We start from the raw sequence: 15827 nt of genomic DNA on the forward strand, positions 1-15827 counted from the left end.
AGCCAGATACCGGGAATTGAGATGATGCATCGCTATCGCAGCCACACATGTGCAGCCCTCCGCAAGTCGGACGTCGGCGCCAATGTCCGGATTTCCGGTTGGGTCCACCGCGTTCGCGACCATGGCGGCGTTCTCTTCATCGACCTGCGCGACCATTACGGCATCACCCAGGTCGTTGCCGATCCGGATTCGCCCGCCTTCAAGCAGGCCGAACAGGTTCGCGGCGAGTGGGTCATCCGCATCGACGGCCTCGTCAAGGCCCGCACCGAAGACACCGTCAACAAGAACATGGCAACCGGCGAGATCGAACTCTACGCGCAGGAGATCGAAGTGCTCTCGGCTGCCAAGGAATTGCCGCTGCCGGTCTTCGGCGAACCCGACTATCCGGAAGACGTTCGCCTGAAGTACCGCTTCCTCGATCTGCGCCGCGAAACGCTACACAAGAACATCGTCAAGCGCACCCAGGTCATCTCCGCCATGCGCCGCGAAATGGGCAATGTCGGCTTCACCGAGTATACGACACCGATTCTGACTGCATCCTCGCCGGAAGGCGCGCGCGACTTCCTCGTGCCGTCCCGCATCCATCCCGGCACCTTCTATGCGCTGCCGCAGGCACCGCAGCAGTACAAGCAGCTGTTGATGGTCGCAGGCTTCGACCGCTATTTCCAGATCGCCCCGTGCTTCCGTGACGAAGACCCGCGAGCCGACCGCCTGCCGGGTGAATTCTACCAGCTCGACCTCGAAATGAGCTTCGTGACCCAGGAAGACGTCTGGGACACGATGGGCCCGATGATGACCTCGATTTTCGAGGAATTCGCCGAAGGCAAGCCGGTCACCAAGGAATGGCCGCGTATCCCCTACGACGAGGCGATCCGCAAATACGGTTCGGACAAGCCCGACCTGCGTAACCCGATCGTCATGGAAGCCGTGACCGAGCATTTCGCCGGCTCCGGCTTCAAGGTCTTCGCGGGCATGATTGCCTCCAACCCGAAGGTTGAGATCTGGGCGATCCCGGCCAAGACGGGTGGCTCGCGCGCATTCTGCGACCGTATGAACGCCTGGGCGCAGTCGACTGGTCAGCCTGGCCTCGGCTACATCTTCTGGCGCAAGGAAGGTGACAAGCTCGAGGGCGCCGGCCCGCTTGCAAAGAACATCGGTGAGGAGCGCACCGACGCGATCCGCACCCAGCTCGGCCTCGATGACGGTGACGCCTGCTTCTTCGTTGCCGGCGATCCGGCGAAGTTCTACAAGTTTGCCGGTGAAGCCCGCACCAAGGCCGGCGAAGAGCTGAACCTTGTAGATCGCGACCGGTTCGAACTCTGCTGGATCGTCGACTTCCCGTTCTTCGAATGGAGCGAGGAAGACAAGAAGGTCGATTTCGCGCACAACCCGTTCTCGATGCCGCAGGGCGGCCTCGATGCGCTGCAGAACCAGGATCCACTGACCATCAAGGCTTTCCAGTACGACGCCGTCTGCAACGGTTTCGAAATCGCCTCGGGCTCGATCCGCAACCAGTCGCCGGAAACCATGGTCGCCGCCTTCGAGAAGGTCGGCCTCAGCCAGCAGGATGTCGAAGACCGTTTTGGCGGCCTCTACCGCGCCTTCCAGTACGGCGCGCCGCCGCATGGCGGCGCTGCCTTCGGCATCGACCGTATCGTCATGCTGCTCGTCGGCGCCAAGAACCTGCGTGAAATCTCGCTGTTCCCGATGAACCAGCAGGCCCAGGACCTGCTGATGGGCGCGCCGACCCCGGCAACCCCGACGCAGCTGCGCGAACTCTCGATCCGGCCGATCCCGCCGGTCAAGAAGGACTGATATAGCAGGCTGCAGAGCACGCCGATCGGCTTCCTTACCGCACGGCATCTGGATCAGCCCTCATCCTGAGGCGCGCGGGCCAGAGGCCGAAGCCTCGAAGGACGGGCGCGGGTGGCTTGGCCCAACTTCGGGAACCTCGCGATGAGGCCGGAGAGAACTCAGAAAGACAAAAGGGCCCGGCAGCGGAACTGCCGGGCCTTTTATCGTAAGGTCGAAGTGGTCAGTCGTTGGCCGAAACCTTGACGCCGAGCACCTGCGGCAGGGTGGTCGGTGCGCCCATGGCGGCACCGACGATCGTCGGGAACGGCACCGGCTTTTCGGGAGCGGCCTTGACGGTCAGGCTCTTCGGGTCGTCGAGGAAGGTGTTGACCGCTGCCGAAACGGCATTCTGCAGTTCCGGGATATTGAGCTGCGCCAGCATGATCGGCGTCATCGCCTTCAGCGAATCCGCCATTTGCTTGCCCGACATGTTCTGCTGCGAACCGGCATAATCGAGCGCACGCTTGGTGATCGAGGCATCTTCGAAACGCACTTGCGCCGCCTCGAAGGAAAGCTGCTGCATCAGGCCGAGCATGGCAAGGCCGAGCGCCTGCTGCGACTGTTCCTTGTTCGGATTGGCTTCGGATTCCTTCATCGCATCCTGCATCGATTTCATGAAGGCCATCGTGTAGCCCGAGATCTTGAACCCGAGGTTCAGCTTGCCGATGTTGGTGAAGTCGAAGGCAAATTCAGAAATGTCGATCGTGCCGGGGGCGAGTTCCCAGGCGCCCTTCATGGTGATGTCGCCCTGGACGTGCTGCAGGGCGAGCTTCTCGATCGCGTCCTTGCTCTGCGGATCCTCGGCCTTGCTGAGATCGGCTTTCATGCTTTTGAAGGCGCCGTCGAAATCGAAGCCGGATTCATCCTCGCGCAGCGTCAGGTTCATGTCGCTTTCGAGCAGCGAGAACACTTCCGCGCCGTCCTTGACCACCTTCAGCGGGCCGGTATGGGCGGTTTCGTAAAGCATCATGGTATCGAGCGTATCGCCGCCCGCCGTTGCCGGGACCGAGATGCCGCCAAGCGTCAGTCCCTCCGCCGTCACCGTGACGCCGTCTTGCGTCTTGTTGATGTCGGGGAAGGCGGCTTCTTCGATGTAATAGCCGCCATCCTCGTCTTCTTCGACGCCGGAAAGGGTGACTTCGCCGATGGGCAGGCTTTCGCCGGCGGTCGGTTTGACGGTGACGTTCTTCAAGGTCACGGTCGTGCCGTCGATATCGACGGCTTCAGCCGAAATCGTTCCGCCCTGCGCCGCGTAGGCCGCATTGATCTTCTTCAGCAACTCGGTGCCATCGAGAGCGAAAGCCGAGCCGGCGAGTGAGAAAAAGGCTGCGCCCGACAGCATCAGCCGCGTTGTCCGGTAAAAGTTCATGGGGGTGATTCCTCTGGTGGCGTGTGGCGGTTTTGAATCTGCAGTTACGCTACTACGGATTAGGCCCGCTTTATATTTGCGGACTTCTAAATTTCCGTTGAAAGGAACGGCAAACGAAGTCCAAATTGCGGCGGAACGTTTGTCACATCCTTTGATGTCAGTCGGAAGACTTCATCCACAGCTGCTATGACCCGGATTCCTTGCCCAGCGGGCTCTTCTGAGCTAGTCAAGACCCATGGGACAAGAGATTTTGCCGCCTTCCGGCGGAGACGACGACAACATCCAGCCGGTCGACCTGAAGGCGGCGCTCGAGCAGCGCTATCTCGCCTATGCGCTGTCGACCATCATGCACCGCGCTTTGCCTGACGTGCGCGACGGGCTGAAGCCCGTTCACCGCCGCATCGTCTATGCGATGAACGAGATGGGGCTGAGGCCGAATACAGCCTTCAGGAAATGCGCCAAGATCGTCGGCGAAGTGATGGGTAACTACCATCCGCACGGCGACCAGTCTATCTACGATGCGCTTGCTCGTCTCGCCCAGGATTTCTCGCAGCGCTACACGCTGGTCAACGGCCAGGGCAATTTCGGCAATATCGACGGCGACAGCCCTGCCGCCATGCGTTACACGGAATCGAAGATGACGGCGGTCTCGGAACTGCTGCTCGAAGGCATCGATCAGGATGCCGTCGATTTCCGTGATACTTACGACGAATCGAATACCGAGCCGGTCGTCCTTCCCGGCGCCTTCCCGAACCTGCTCGCCAACGGCTCCTCCGGCATCGCCGTCGGCATGGCAACCTCGATCCCGTCGCACAATGCCCACGAGCTTTGCGATGCCGCCCTGCATCTGATCAAGCATCCCGATGCGACGGTCGAAAAGCTGGTTGAATTCATTCCCGGCCCGGATTTCCCCACAGGCGGCATCATCATCGACAGCCGCGACAGCATCATCGAGAGCTATCGCACCGGTCGCGGTGGTTTCCGCGTGCGGGCGAAATGGCAGACCGAAGATCTCGGCCGCGGCGGCTACCAGATCGTCATTACCGAAATTCCCTTCCAGGTGCAGAAGTCGCGGCTGATCGAGAAGATTGCCGAGTTGCTGATCGCCCGCAAGCTGCCGTTGCTCGAAGATATCCGCGACGAATCGGCTGAGGACATCCGCGTCGTTCTGGTGCCGAAGACGCGCAGCGTCGATCCGACCATCCTGATGGAATCGATGTTCAAGCTGACGGAGCTGGAAAGCCGCTTCCCGCTCAACATGAACGTGCTGTCCATGGGCCGCATCCCGCGGGTGATGGCGCTGAACGAGGTGCTGAAGGAGTGGCTGGATCACCGCCGCGAGGTCCTGCAGCGCCGCTCGCGCTTCCGCCTGGCGGCGATCGACAGACGCCTCGAAATCCTCGGCGGTCTTCTGGTCGCCTACCTCAACATCGATGAGGTCATCCGCATCATCCGCGAGGAAGACGAGCCGAAGCCGGTCATGATGGCGCGCTGGGATCTGACCGACAATCAGGTCGAGGCGATCCTCAACATGCGGCTGCGCGCCTTGCGCAAGCTGGAAGAGTTCGAGATCCGCAAGGAGTTCGACGAACTCACCAAGGAAAAGGGCGAGATCGAGGCGCTGCTTTCCTCCGACGACAAGCAGTGGCAGACGGTCGCCTGGGAAATCGGCGAAGTGAAGAAGAAATTCGCCAAGGCGACCGAGGTCGGCCGCCGCCGCACCCAGTTTGCCGATGCGCCCGAAGCCGACGAGGAAGCGATCCAGCAGGCGATGATCGAGAAGGAGCCGATCACCGTCGTCATTTCCGAAAAGGGCTGGATCCGCGCCCTGAAGGGGCATATCGCCGATACGGCGACGCTGACCTTCAAGGAGGGCGACGGCTTGAAGCTGGCCTTCCCGGCGCAGACGACGGACAAGATGCTGATCGTCACGACAGGCGGCAAGGCCTTCACGCTCGGTGGCGACAAGCTGCCGGGCGGTCGCGGCCATGGCGAACCGTTGCGCATCATGGTCGACATGGACAACGACCAGGCGGTGCTGACCGCATTCGTCCACGATCCCGCGCGTAAGCAGTTGATCGTTTCCACTGCCGGCAACGGCTTCGTCGTTGCTGAGGCCGAACTGGTCGCCAATACGCGCAAGGGCAAGCAGATCATGAATGTGGCGCTGCCCGAGGAAACCCAACTGCTCGTGCCGGTCGGTGGCGATCATGTCGCCGTCGTCGGTGAAAACCGCAAGCTGCTGGTCTTCCCCTTGGCGCAGGTGCCGGAAATGTCGCGCGGCAAGGGCGTGCGTCTGCAGCGCTACAAGGATGGCGGCATTTCCGACGTCCGCTGCTTCGCGATATCAGACGGCCTCTTCTGGGAAGACAGCGCCGGCCGCACCTTTACCAAGAACAAGGACGAGCTTGCCGAGTGGCTGTCCGACCGCGCCACCGCCGGCCGCACCGTGCCGAAGGGTTTCCCGCGCAGCGGCAAATTCGCCGGCTGAGGCACAAATTCCGCGCTCGGCCCTTGGCGGGCGCGGGAACTCCTCTATTTCATTATTGTTACCAAAAATAGGAGAAGGCCGCTTCCGAGGCTGGCGGAATGGCCGGAGTTTACGTTCGCCTGGGAGAGGCGCACGCCGTTACCGGAGGAAAATCGATGCCCGCCAGCACCATCAAATTGCATGTCAGCCACACCTACAGGGTGCCGCCCGCGGTCGTCTACGATGCCTGGCTCAACCCCGAAATCGCCCGCCGCTTCCTGTTTGCCACCGATGACGGTCACGTCATCCGCGCCGATATCGATCCGCATGTCGGCGGCCGTTTCTTCGTCGTCGACCGCCGCCCGACCGGCGACGCCTTTCACCAGGGTGTATTCCTGGAACTGAAGCGCCCGCAACGCATGGTCTTCAGCTTCTCCGTCGAGGAGCACGACCACAATTGCGACCGTGTCGAAATCGACATCGAGCCTCTCGGAGGCGGCAGCCGTCTGACGCTGACCCATGAAATGTGCGCCGAATGGGCCGAACACGAGGAAAAGACCCGGCAAGGCTGGGCGCATGTGGTCGAAGGGCTGGGCAGGGAACTGGAGCAGCAGCAGTTCAAGGCGACGGGTTGAGCACTATGCTGAAATCCCGAAGGAAGCGGGTCGCACCCTCTTCGTCGATCTCGCCGGCGGCGACGGCAAGAACGAAGGCGTAGAGATTGGCATCGGTCGTTTCGATCTCGTAGCCGTTTTCGAGAAGGAACACACCGGCGGTGACGATCGCTATCCGCTTGTTGCCGTCGACGAATGCGTGGTTGCGGGCAAGGCCGAAAAGATATGCGGCGGCGAGTTCGATGACGTCGTCGCAGCCGCAATTTGCCTTATGCATCGGCCGGCCGACAGCAGATTCCAGCGCGCCTTCATCACGCAGTCCTGCGAGACCGCCGAACCGCTCGATCTGCATTTTCTGCAGGCTCTCCACCAATGGTCGCGTCAGGAATTTGAAGGCCATTATTCGGCCAGCTTTTTCAAGGCGACCTTATACTTGTCCATGAAATAACGCGCCGCCTCGAGCTGACGGGACAAATCCTCATCGGCGGGTTTCAAGGTGATGCCGCCGTTCTCCAGCTGCAATTCCACTGAGTCGCCTGTCTTCAATCCAAGACGGTCGAGAGCTTCCTTCGGGATGATAATGCCCTCGGAATTGCCGATCTTGCGGATTGTGACGTTCATGGCTTTTATCCTCTGTGATAACGGCGTTATAACATGAGGCTGCGCAAGCGACAACGTCTTAGCCTGCCAGTTGCCTGATGTTTTTCCTACGCACCATCCAAGCAGAATGCGCTGCGATTGCAACCACCAGGATGCCGCCGCCGACGAGCGTCATCGTCGCCGGCGTTTCGGCAAAGATCAGCCAGACCCAGATCGGCGCGAGCACCGTTTCCAAGAGATAGAACATGCCGACTTCAGGCGCCGAGAGATAACGCGGCCCTGTCGCCAGGCACCAGAAGGCGACCGGCATCATGATGGCGCCATTGAAAAGGATCCAGCCGGGATGGGCGATGGCAAGCCCTGAGGGCAGGGCTTGCGTGAGGCCGAGTGCCGCCGGCAGGATGGCGGCCAGCAGCGGTACGAAGCCCATTTCCCGGCGCGAGGCACGCCCTACCGTGATGGCTGCGGCAAGAATAAGTGCGCTGAGAAGCGCCATGGCGTCGCCAAAAACATGACCGCTCGCAAGCCCCTGGCGCACGATCAGCCCGACGCCCGAGATCATGAACAGCATGGCGATCAGCGTTGCGGGCCGCGGCTTCTCCTTGAGGAAAATCCAGGAAAGAAGCGCAGCGAACATCGGGTTGAAGGCGACGATGAAGACGACATTGGCTGTGGCCGTGTTGAAGACTGAAAGCACGAAGGTGAGGGACGAGATGCCGTAGAGCAGGCCGGCGATTAGGCCGGCTCGCCCCGGAACGAGGATCGGCCATTTGCCCGAGGCAACGCGCATTGCTCCCAGGATGACGAATGTGGCGAGAACCGTTGCAGCACTGCGTATTCCCAGGATCGACCAGATGTCGCCATCGCCGAGACGGACGAGCGGGATATCCATGGAAAGCGCCAGCCCGCCGACCGCCGTCAGCAGCAGACCCTTCCGATGATCGGAAAGAGCGATGGGGAACATTCAGAGCCTTTCCTGGTCAGATTGAAGCATTCTGCCGGAGCAGGTTTTCGTCAGGGCAAAGGCGATTGGCGAAGGGCATACCCCAAGGTACGTCCGAGCCGATCGCCTTTGCCCTGACGGAAAGATGCCCGGCCCACCGGCCGCACCGCTTCGCCATGGCGAAGCGACAAGTGCGTCCGGCGATTTTAAGTCTTGCAGATTTGCCACGCAAATCTGCAAGAGGGTTGGCTGAAACGGGCCGGCTGATCGACCGGCCGGCTTGGCCGTAGAGCTTGGCTACGACGCGCGCCAGCCGGTCGACCATCCGACTCCGTTTGAGCCAACAGAATGATTCAATCTGGCCAGGAAAGGCTCTAATCGTGGGTGCTTTCGGGCATGGAGGCGGGATCGAAACGTTCCCAGCCACGCGGGGTCAGATGTTCCTGTGGCTGGAAGCGTGTCTTGTAGTCCATTTTTCGCGACCCCTGAACCCAGTAGCCGAGGTAGACATGCGGCAGGCCCAGCGCTTTCGTGCGCCTGATATGGTCGAGAATCATGAAGGTGCCGAGCGAACGCCGCTCGATATCCGGATTGAAATAGGAATAGACCATCGACAGGCCGTCGCTCATCGTGTCGGTAAGGGCGGCGGCAAGCAGCTCGCCCTTCGGCCGCTGCTCCAGCCCGGAGCCTTCCTCGCGCCGGCGATATTCGACGATTCGCGTGTTCACATGCGTATCTTCCACCATGATCGCATAGTCGAGAACGGTCATGTCGGACATGCCGCCCTGCTGGTGGCGAGAATCGAGATAACGTCGGAACAGCGAATACTGCTCGCTGGAGGGCTGGGCGGCGAATTCGGTGGCGATGACGTCGGAATTGGCGGCAAGCACCCGCTTCATCGATTTCGTCGGTTCGAATTCCTGGGCGAGAATGCGCACGGAAACGCAGGCGCGACAGGATTCGCAGGCCGGGCGGTAGGCGATATTCTGGGAACGGCGGAAACCGCCCTGGGTCAGGATGTCGTTCATCTCGGCGGCGCGCGGGCCGACCAGATGGGTGAACACCTTACGCTCCATCTCATGCGGCAGATACGGACACGCAGCCGGAGCCGTCAGATAAAACTGCGGGGATGGCGTCGTCTGCGTATTCATCTGTTGCGGAAATTTCCTTGTCGAGACCGTGCCGTTTCTTGACAGCATGACCTAAGAATAGAAAACGTCAACAGCGAGGCGGGCTTCGCCTTCATTTCAGTCTTCTAATTTTAGATATGGGGCGCTGGCGCCCCCGGGCAAAGAGAAAGCGGAGACTTTATTTCGTCTCCGCTTAAGGTTTCAGCGATAGCCTCGGTCAGTCGCTCAGGATGTACGCACCGTCGCCGTGCCGACCAGGAGGTCGTGGATGAGACGGCTGCGCTCGGTAAACAGGCCGGCAAGCAGGATAAGCGGCGTCAGCACCGAGTTGAGGATCCAGAACAGCGCCAGATGCACGATCGCCGTCAGGAAATCCATCGGCCGTCCATCGACGCGCACGATTGCGATCCCCATGGCGCGCATGCCGAGAGAGGCCTGGCTCGACCCGCCCACCGTCAGGCCGAAGTAAATGCCGGCGACGATGACGAAGAGGGCAGGGTAGAGCAGGAAGCCGAGCCCGAGCGTCAGGATCGACAGGAAGAACAGCACGACCGCGGCTGGAATCCAGAGCAGTGCCACGATGACGTAATCGAGGATGAAGGCGAAGACGCGGCGGCTCAACACGCCGCTATAGGCGCGCCAGTCCTCCGGTGCGGCATAAAGCGGATTGGGGTTGTAGCTCATCTCAATCTCCTGCGGAAAAGCGATGCGGCTGATATGGTATCGGCAGGGCAAAATGCAATAATCTGCCCCTAAATCGCCAATCGCGCTCGAAATCACCGCTTTGCGAGAATTTTCGCCACCTCGACAGCGAAATAGGTGAGGACACCATCGCATCCAGCCCGCTTGAACGACAGCAGCGTTTCGAGCATCGCCCGTTCGCCATCGATCCAGCCGTTCATCGCCGCCGCCTTGATCTGCGAATATTCGCCGGAAACCTGGTAGGCAAAGGTCGGCAGGCCGAAGGCCTCCTTCATCCGCCAGCAGATATCGAGATAGGGCAGGCCGGGCTTGACCATCAGCATGTCGGCGCCTTCCTCGACGTCGAGGGCGGCATCGCGGATCGCCTCGGTGCCGTTGGCGGGGTCGATATAATAGGTCTTCTTGTCGCCTTTCAGCAGCCCGCCCGTCGAGATCGCCTCGCGATAGGGGCCGTAGAAGGCGGAGGCGAATTTCGTCGCATAGCTCATAATGCCGACGTTCTGGTGGCCGGCCGCATCGAGCGCCATGCGGATCGCGCCGATGCGCCCGTCCATCATCTCTGATGGCGCAATGATGTCGGCGCCGGCACCGGCCTGCATCACAGCGGCGCGCGCCACCTGGTCGACCGTCTCGTCGTTGACGATCTCGTTGCCTCTGAGAATGCCGTCATGGCCGTGGCTGGTGAAGGGATCGAGCGCGACGTCGGTGATGACGCCGATATTGGGCACTGCCTTCTTGATCGCCGCCGTCGCCTGATTGATCAGGTTGTTGGCTTCGAGACTGTTCGAGCCCGTCTCGTCGCGCAGTTCCATCTCGATATTCGGAAAGGTGGCGAGTGCGGGAATGCCGAGGCCGGCCGCTTCGCGCGCCGCCTCGACGGCTTTGTCGATGCTCATGCGGTTGACGCCGGGCATGGCCGGGATCGGATCGATAATGCCGGAGCCCGGCACGATGAAGATAGGCCAGATCAGGTCGTCGACGGTCAGCCGGTTTTCCTGCACCAGCCGGCGCGTCCAATCCGCCTTGCGGTTGCGCCGCATGCGGCGATGGCCGGTGATCTCGTCGACGAGATGAGTTCTGTCCTGCATGATATCTGCCCCCAGCCCATTCCATTTATCGGAGCGCTCATTATCATGACGCCCGGAAAATCCAAACCGGACGATTGGCCGCGGCGGAAAACCTCTGGCGCATAATCCCGAAATCCAATCGATTTTCGCGGTTATGCGCATGCTCGATGTGATAGAGCGGCGTCAGCGCGTCTTGTCGGACGCGCTAACGCCCTTATGAAGATGCAACCCCGAACCGATGTCTGCGCTATGGAAACCGATTCCCCGACGATACCGAAACGCACACTGGCGGATATCCTCTTCATTCTCTTCCTGAGACTGGTCGCCGTCTCCTGCTTCTGGTTCGGCCTGCAATATTGGGCGATGCTCGTCGGCTATTCGCTGGTCGGCGCCGGCCGCTTCGATCTTTTGAGCCTGCCGTGGAAGGTGGCAAGCACCAGTCTCGCCGTGCTTTTCCCCGTCGCTTCTCTCGGTCTCTGGCTCACCGTCTCCTGGGGACCGGTCATCTGGGTGCTGGCCGCCGGCGGCCAGATCCTGATGTATGGCCTGCTGCCGGATATTTTCGGCCCCAACCAGCTGATCATCCTGCTGCATGTCATGGTCGCCGTCGTTTACTGGATTTTCCGCCTGCTGCTGTGGCTGGAAAAGCGCCGGCACCGCCGCCAGGTAAGTGTTGATTTACCCTGAGACAACGTGGAGTTACCAGTAAGGCTCCGTTAAGCCTGCGGTTTAAGTCGAATTTTATATGTATTCGATAGGGTCTCACTCAAGGCGGGAAGAAAACACACCGCCAACCAAACAGTGAGGCAGTCAATATGAACACGAAAATCAAGCCGCAGGCGGTATCGAACTTCCGTGACCAGCAGGACCAGGGCATCCGTGATCTTTACATGGAATCCCTTCATCTTGTTGAACGTCTTCACCGTCGTCTTCTCGACGTCATTAAGGACGAGTTCGACCGTCAGGGTCGCAGCGACGTCAACGCCATCCAGGCGCTGCTCCTTTTCAACATCGGCAATTCCGAGCTGACCGCCGGCGAGTTGCGCTCGCGTGGCTACTATCTCGGCTCCAATGTTTCCTACAACGTCAAGAAGCTGGTCGATCTCGGCTTCATCAACCATCAGCGCTCCCGCATCGACCGCCGCTCGGTCCGCATCAGCCTGACCGAAACCGGCCAGGACATCGCCGAAACGGTCGCCAAGCTCTACGAACGCCACATTACCTCGATCGACAAGGTCGGCGGCATCGGCACAGACGAGTTCACCCAGATGAACAAGCTTCTCCAGCGTCTGGACCGTTTCTGGAACGACAGCATCATGTATCGCCTCTGAGACCCCGGACCTCCTTTCAGGGTTGCAGAAAATCGGACGTGTTCCCTGCACGTCCGATTTGCCGTTTGATCTGCGTGGCATCTTTGCAACGCATGGCTGACAAGCGCAAAGCCCGGTATTCAAGCCGTTTTTTAGCCGTTATTAACCGGCACGGTTTACCCCGTCATATGGTTCGTTGCGTCGTGTTCCCGGCAGCCGGCAGTCCTCTACCGATCCGGCAACACGAATTGGCCATATTGGTGTGGCAGCGAAAGGCTTAACAACCGGCGCTTTCAATGGACCGATCAGGAATGTTCAGCCTGTCGCATCGCAATCTTGTGATGGGCAGGCGGAGTTTTTTGATACGCCGGGACAATGAATGGACAGGGATCTGCGTTATAGCGCAGTGATTTCGCAAAGAGCCGCGGCTTCTTCTGATGGCGGCATTGAGTGGTTGGGACTATGTCGAAGAAAAACGGAATTGAAGCTCTCTCGCGCCGCGCTTTCCTTGCGTCCGCGGCAACGGTTGGCGCCAGCGCGATCGCCGCGCCGGCATTTGCGCAATCGGCGATCGATACGCTGATCAACGCGCCACGCCGCGGCAACTGGGACGACCAGTTCGACGCCAAGGCGGCTTCGCGAACGGCAAGCGCAGTCGTTTCCAACACCCCGATCCTGGGCCCCCAATCGGTTGCGAGCGCCCAGCAGGCGGTCATGCAGTATCAGCAGATCGCCGCAGCCGGCGGCTGGCCTGAGGTCAATCCCGGTGACCAGCGCCTGCAGCTCGGCGTCAGCCATCCCGCAGTCCAGGCGCTGCGCCAGCGCCTTGCGATCACTGGCGACCTGCCGCGCGAGGCCGGCATGTCGAGCGCCTTCGATTCCTATGTCGACGGCGCCGTCAAGCGCTTCCAGGCGCGCCACGGCCTGCCGGCCGACGGCGTTCTCGGCGAATTCACGCTGAAGGCGATGAACATCCCCGCCGATGTCCGCCTGCAGCAGCTGAACACCAATATCGTCCGTCTGCAGACCTTCCCGGAAGATCTGGGCCGCCGTCACGTGATGGTCAATATTCCGGCCGCCTATGTCGAGGCTGTCGAAGACGGCAGTGTCGCGACGCGTCACACCGCGGTTGTCGGCCGCTTGAGCCGCCCGACGCATCTCGTCAACTCGAAGATCTACGAGGTCATCCTCAACCCTTACTGGACCTCGCCGCGCTCGATCGTCGAGAAGGACATCATGCCGCTGATGCGCAAGGATCCGACCTATCTCGAAAAGAACGCCATCCGCCTGATCGACGGCAAGGGCAACGAAGTCGCCCCCGAGACCATCGACTGGAACGGCGAGGCGCCGAACCTGATGTTCCGCCAGGACCCCGGCAAGACCAACGCCATGGCCTCGACCAAGATCAACTTCTACAACAAGAACGGCGAGTATATGCACGACACGCCGCAGCAGGGCCTGTTCAACAAGCTCATGCGCTTCGAATCCTCGGGCTGTGTCCGCGTCCAGAACGTGCGCGACCTGTCGAACTGGCTCTTGCGCGAGACCCCCGGCTGGAACCGCCAGCAGATGGAGCAGGTGATCGCAACCGGCGTCAACACGCCGATCAAGCTCGCCACGGAGGTTCCGGTTTATTTCGTCTACATCTCTGCCTGGGGCATGCCCGACGGCATCGTCCAGTTCCGCGACGACATCTATCAGATGGACGGCAATGCCGAGCTGGCGCTCGACACCACGGCCGGCATGGAACAGCCGGTTCAATAAGCGGCGACCTCTGCATCGAACCCTCGAACCGCGCCTTCCCGGCGCGGTTTTATTATGCCGGGGAGGGCGCGCTATCCCTTGGCCACCATTCATAGCCGCCGCGCTGTCGCAAAATGACCGGAGCGCGCGCTTTGCTCAGCAAATGTCGTTCTTCGTATTGCCCTTGCCACGGCGGGAGGCTAATACCTCAGCGCATTCCAGTTGAGGAGCCCGCCCATGACCAATGCTTCCACCGAATCCTTCTTCAATCGCTCGCTAGCGGACGTCGATCCCGAGATTTTCGGCGCGATCGGAAAGGAACTCGGTCGCCAACGGCACGAGATCGAACTGATCGCTTCCGAGAACATCGTCTCCCGCGCCGTGCTGGAAGCCCAGGGCTCCATCATGACCAACAAATATGCCGAGGGTTATCCCGGCAAGCGCTATTACGGCGGCTGCCAGTTCGTCGATATCGCCGAGGAACTGGCGATCGAGCGCGCCAAGAAGCTGTTCGGCGTCAATTTCGCCAACGTCCAGCCGAATTCCGGCTCGCAGATGAACCAGGCCGTGTTCCTGGCGCTCTTGCAGCCGGGCGATACCTTCATGGGTCTCGACCTGAATTCGGGCGGCCACCTCACGCATGGTTCGCCGGTCAACATGTCCGGCAAGTGGTTCAACGTCGTTTCCTACGGCGTGCGCGAAGGCGATAACCTGCTCGATATGGATGAAGTCGCCCGCAAGGCCGAAGAAACCAAGCCGAAGCTCATCATCGCCGGCGGCACCGCCTATTCCCGCATCTGGGACTGGAAGCGTTTCCGCGAGATCGCCGACTCGGTCGGCGCCTATCTGATGGTCGACATGGCCCATATCGCCGGTCTCGTTGCCGGCGGCCAGCATCCGTCGCCGTTCCCGCACTGCCATGTCGCGACGACGACGACCCACAAGTCGCTGCGCGGCCCGCGCGGCGGCGTCATCCTCACCAATGACGAGGATCTGGCGAAGAAGTTCAATTCGGCCGTTTTCCCCGGCCTGCAGGGTGGTCCGCTGATGCACATCATCGCCGCCAAGGCCGTTGCCTTCGGCGAGGCGCTGCAGCCGGAGTTCAAGGATTATGCCGCCCAGATCGTCAAGAACGCCCGGGCGCTTGCCGAAACGCTGATCGCAGGCGGCCTCGACGTCGTCTCCGGCGGCACCGACAACCATCTGATGCTCGTCGACCTGCGCAAGAAGAACGCCACCGGCAAGCGCGCCGAGGCAGCGCTCGGCCGCGCCTACGTCACCTGCAACAAGAACGGCATTCCCTTCGATCCGGAAAAGCCCTTCGTCACCTCGGGCGTACGCCTCGGTGCCCCGGCCGGCACGACGCGCGGCTTCAAGGAAGCCGAATTCCGCGAGATCGGCAATCTCATCGTCGAGGTCCTCGACGGCCTGAAGGTCGCCAATTCCGATGAAGGCAACGCCGCCGTCGAAGCCGCCGTGCGCGGCAAGGTGGTCAACCTCACCGACCGCTTCCCCATGTATGGCTACATGGGATAAGGAGTAGGGATGCGCTGCCCCTATTGCGGTTCGGAAGATACCCAGGTCAAGGATTCGCGTCCGGCGGAGGATAACACCTCCATCCGCCGGCGGCGTATCTGTCCGGATTGCGGCGGCCGCTTCACCACCTTCGAGCGTGTGCAGCTGCGCGAGCTGATGGTCACCAAGAAGACCGGCCGCAAGGTGCCATTCGACCGCGACAAGCTGGTGCGCTCCTTCGAAGTGGCGCTGCGCAAGCGCCCGGTTGAGCGGGATCGCATCGAGCGCGCCGTCTCTGGCATCGTCCGCCGGCTTGAAAGCTCCGGCGAGACCGAGATTTCTTCCGAGCAGATCGGTCTGCAGGTACTGGAGGCGATGAAGAGCCTCGATGATGTCGGCTTCGTGCGCTATGCCTCGGTCTATCGGGATTTCTCGCTTGCCGAGGATTTCGAGAAGGTCATTTCCGAAATCAACGCCAAGATCGCCCGCGACCCGCTGGACAGGTGAGCC

Annotated in this window: 15 protein-coding genes; 8 read left to right on the forward strand and 7 right to left on the reverse strand. The window is 61.0% G+C overall.

Annotated elements, in window-relative coordinates:
* Positions 1-24 precede the first annotated feature (24 nt).
* Complete coding sequence (gene aspS / locus QMO82_RS30795; protein WP_183606672.1) at positions 25-1815, forward strand: aspartate--tRNA ligase; 1791 nt, start codon at positions 25-27, stop codon at positions 1813-1815.
* A gap of 220 nt (positions 1816-2035) precedes the next feature.
* Here the strand turns inward: aspS and QMO82_RS30800 are convergent, their stop codons facing one another.
* Positions 2036-3223, reverse strand: a complete 1188-nt coding sequence (locus QMO82_RS30800) for a hypothetical protein (protein ID WP_183606438.1) — start codon at positions 3221-3223, stop codon at positions 2036-2038.
* Positions 3224-3458: 235 nt separating this feature from the next.
* Between QMO82_RS30800 and parC the strand changes: the two genes are divergently transcribed.
* Both parC and QMO82_RS30810 read left to right on the forward strand, forming a co-directional pair.
* Positions 3459-5714: a DNA topoisomerase IV subunit A gene (parC, locus tag QMO82_RS30805; RefSeq protein ID WP_183606440.1), complete on the forward strand. Its 2256-nt coding sequence runs from the start codon at positions 3459-3461 to the stop codon at positions 5712-5714.
* Between the two features lie 155 nt (positions 5715-5869).
* Positions 5870-6328: an SRPBCC domain-containing protein gene (locus QMO82_RS30810; RefSeq protein WP_183606441.1), complete on the forward strand. Its 459-nt coding sequence runs from the start codon at positions 5870-5872 to the stop codon at positions 6326-6328.
* Here the strand turns inward: QMO82_RS30810 and QMO82_RS30815 are convergent.
* The 6 genes from QMO82_RS30815 to hemB all read right to left on the reverse strand — a co-directional run bounded on the left by QMO82_RS30815 (position 6312) and on the right by hemB (position 10770).
* The gene (locus QMO82_RS30815; RefSeq protein WP_183606442.1) at positions 6312-6707 is read right to left on the reverse strand and encodes a type II toxin-antitoxin system death-on-curing family toxin; all 396 of its coding nucleotides are present in this window, start codon (positions 6705-6707) and stop codon (positions 6312-6314) included. The genes QMO82_RS30810 and QMO82_RS30815 overlap by 17 nt on opposite strands.
* Positions 6707-6928: an AbrB/MazE/SpoVT family DNA-binding domain-containing protein gene (locus QMO82_RS30820; protein ID WP_183606443.1), complete on the reverse strand. Its 222-nt coding sequence runs from the start codon at positions 6926-6928 to the stop codon at positions 6707-6709. The genes QMO82_RS30815 and QMO82_RS30820 overlap by 1 nt, the downstream gene beginning before the upstream one ends.
* A 58-nt stretch (positions 6929-6986) precedes the next feature.
* Positions 6987-7871, reverse strand: a complete 885-nt coding sequence (locus tag QMO82_RS30825) for a DMT family transporter (protein WP_183606445.1) — start codon at positions 7869-7871, stop codon at positions 6987-6989.
* Between the two features lie 353 nt (positions 7872-8224).
* A complete protein-coding gene (locus tag QMO82_RS30830; RefSeq protein WP_183606447.1) occupies positions 8225-9001 on the reverse strand; it encodes an arginyltransferase in 777 nt (258 codons plus the stop codon).
* A gap of 204 nt (positions 9002-9205) precedes the next feature.
* On the reverse strand, positions 9206-9664 hold the full coding sequence (locus tag QMO82_RS30835) for an RDD family protein (protein WP_183606448.1): 459 nt from the start codon (positions 9662-9664) through the stop codon (positions 9206-9208).
* A gap of 92 nt (positions 9665-9756) precedes the next feature.
* On the reverse strand, positions 9757-10770 hold the full coding sequence (hemB, locus tag QMO82_RS30840; protein WP_183606450.1) for a porphobilinogen synthase: 1014 nt from the start codon (positions 10768-10770) through the stop codon (positions 9757-9759).
* A gap of 228 nt (positions 10771-10998) precedes the next feature.
* On the opposite strand from hemB, the gene QMO82_RS30845 reads away from it, so the two are divergent.
* From QMO82_RS30845 to nrdR, 5 genes are all read left to right on the forward strand, one after another.
* Positions 10999-11436 (forward strand): DUF6163 family protein, encoded by a 438-nt coding sequence (locus QMO82_RS30845; protein WP_063474274.1) that lies wholly within the window; start codon positions 10999-11001, stop codon positions 11434-11436.
* Between the two features lie 128 nt (positions 11437-11564).
* The gene (locus QMO82_RS30850; protein WP_003574072.1) at positions 11565-12080 is read left to right on the forward strand and encodes a transcriptional regulator LdtR; all 516 of its coding nucleotides are present in this window, start codon (positions 11565-11567) and stop codon (positions 12078-12080) included.
* Positions 12081-12521: 441 nt separating this feature from the next.
* Positions 12522-13823 carry a murein L,D-transpeptidase gene (locus QMO82_RS30855; RefSeq protein WP_183606452.1) on the forward strand — a complete coding sequence of 434 codons (1302 nt, stop codon included), beginning with the start codon at positions 12522-12524 and terminating at the stop codon, positions 13821-13823.
* Positions 13824-14039: 216 nt separating this feature from the next.
* Entirely contained in the window at positions 14040-15338 is a 1299-nt protein-coding gene (gene glyA / locus QMO82_RS30860) for a serine hydroxymethyltransferase (protein WP_183606454.1), read from the forward strand.
* 9 nt (positions 15339-15347) lie between these two features.
* The gene (gene nrdR / locus QMO82_RS30865) at positions 15348-15824 is read left to right on the forward strand and encodes a transcriptional regulator NrdR (RefSeq protein WP_097617579.1); all 477 of its coding nucleotides are present in this window, start codon (positions 15348-15350) and stop codon (positions 15822-15824) included.
* Positions 15825-15827: the final 3 nt, after the last annotated feature.

The organism is Rhizobium sp. BT04 (assembly GCF_030053135.1).
GTDB classification, from domain to species: domain Bacteria; phylum Pseudomonadota; class Alphaproteobacteria; order Rhizobiales; family Rhizobiaceae; genus Rhizobium; species Rhizobium binxianense.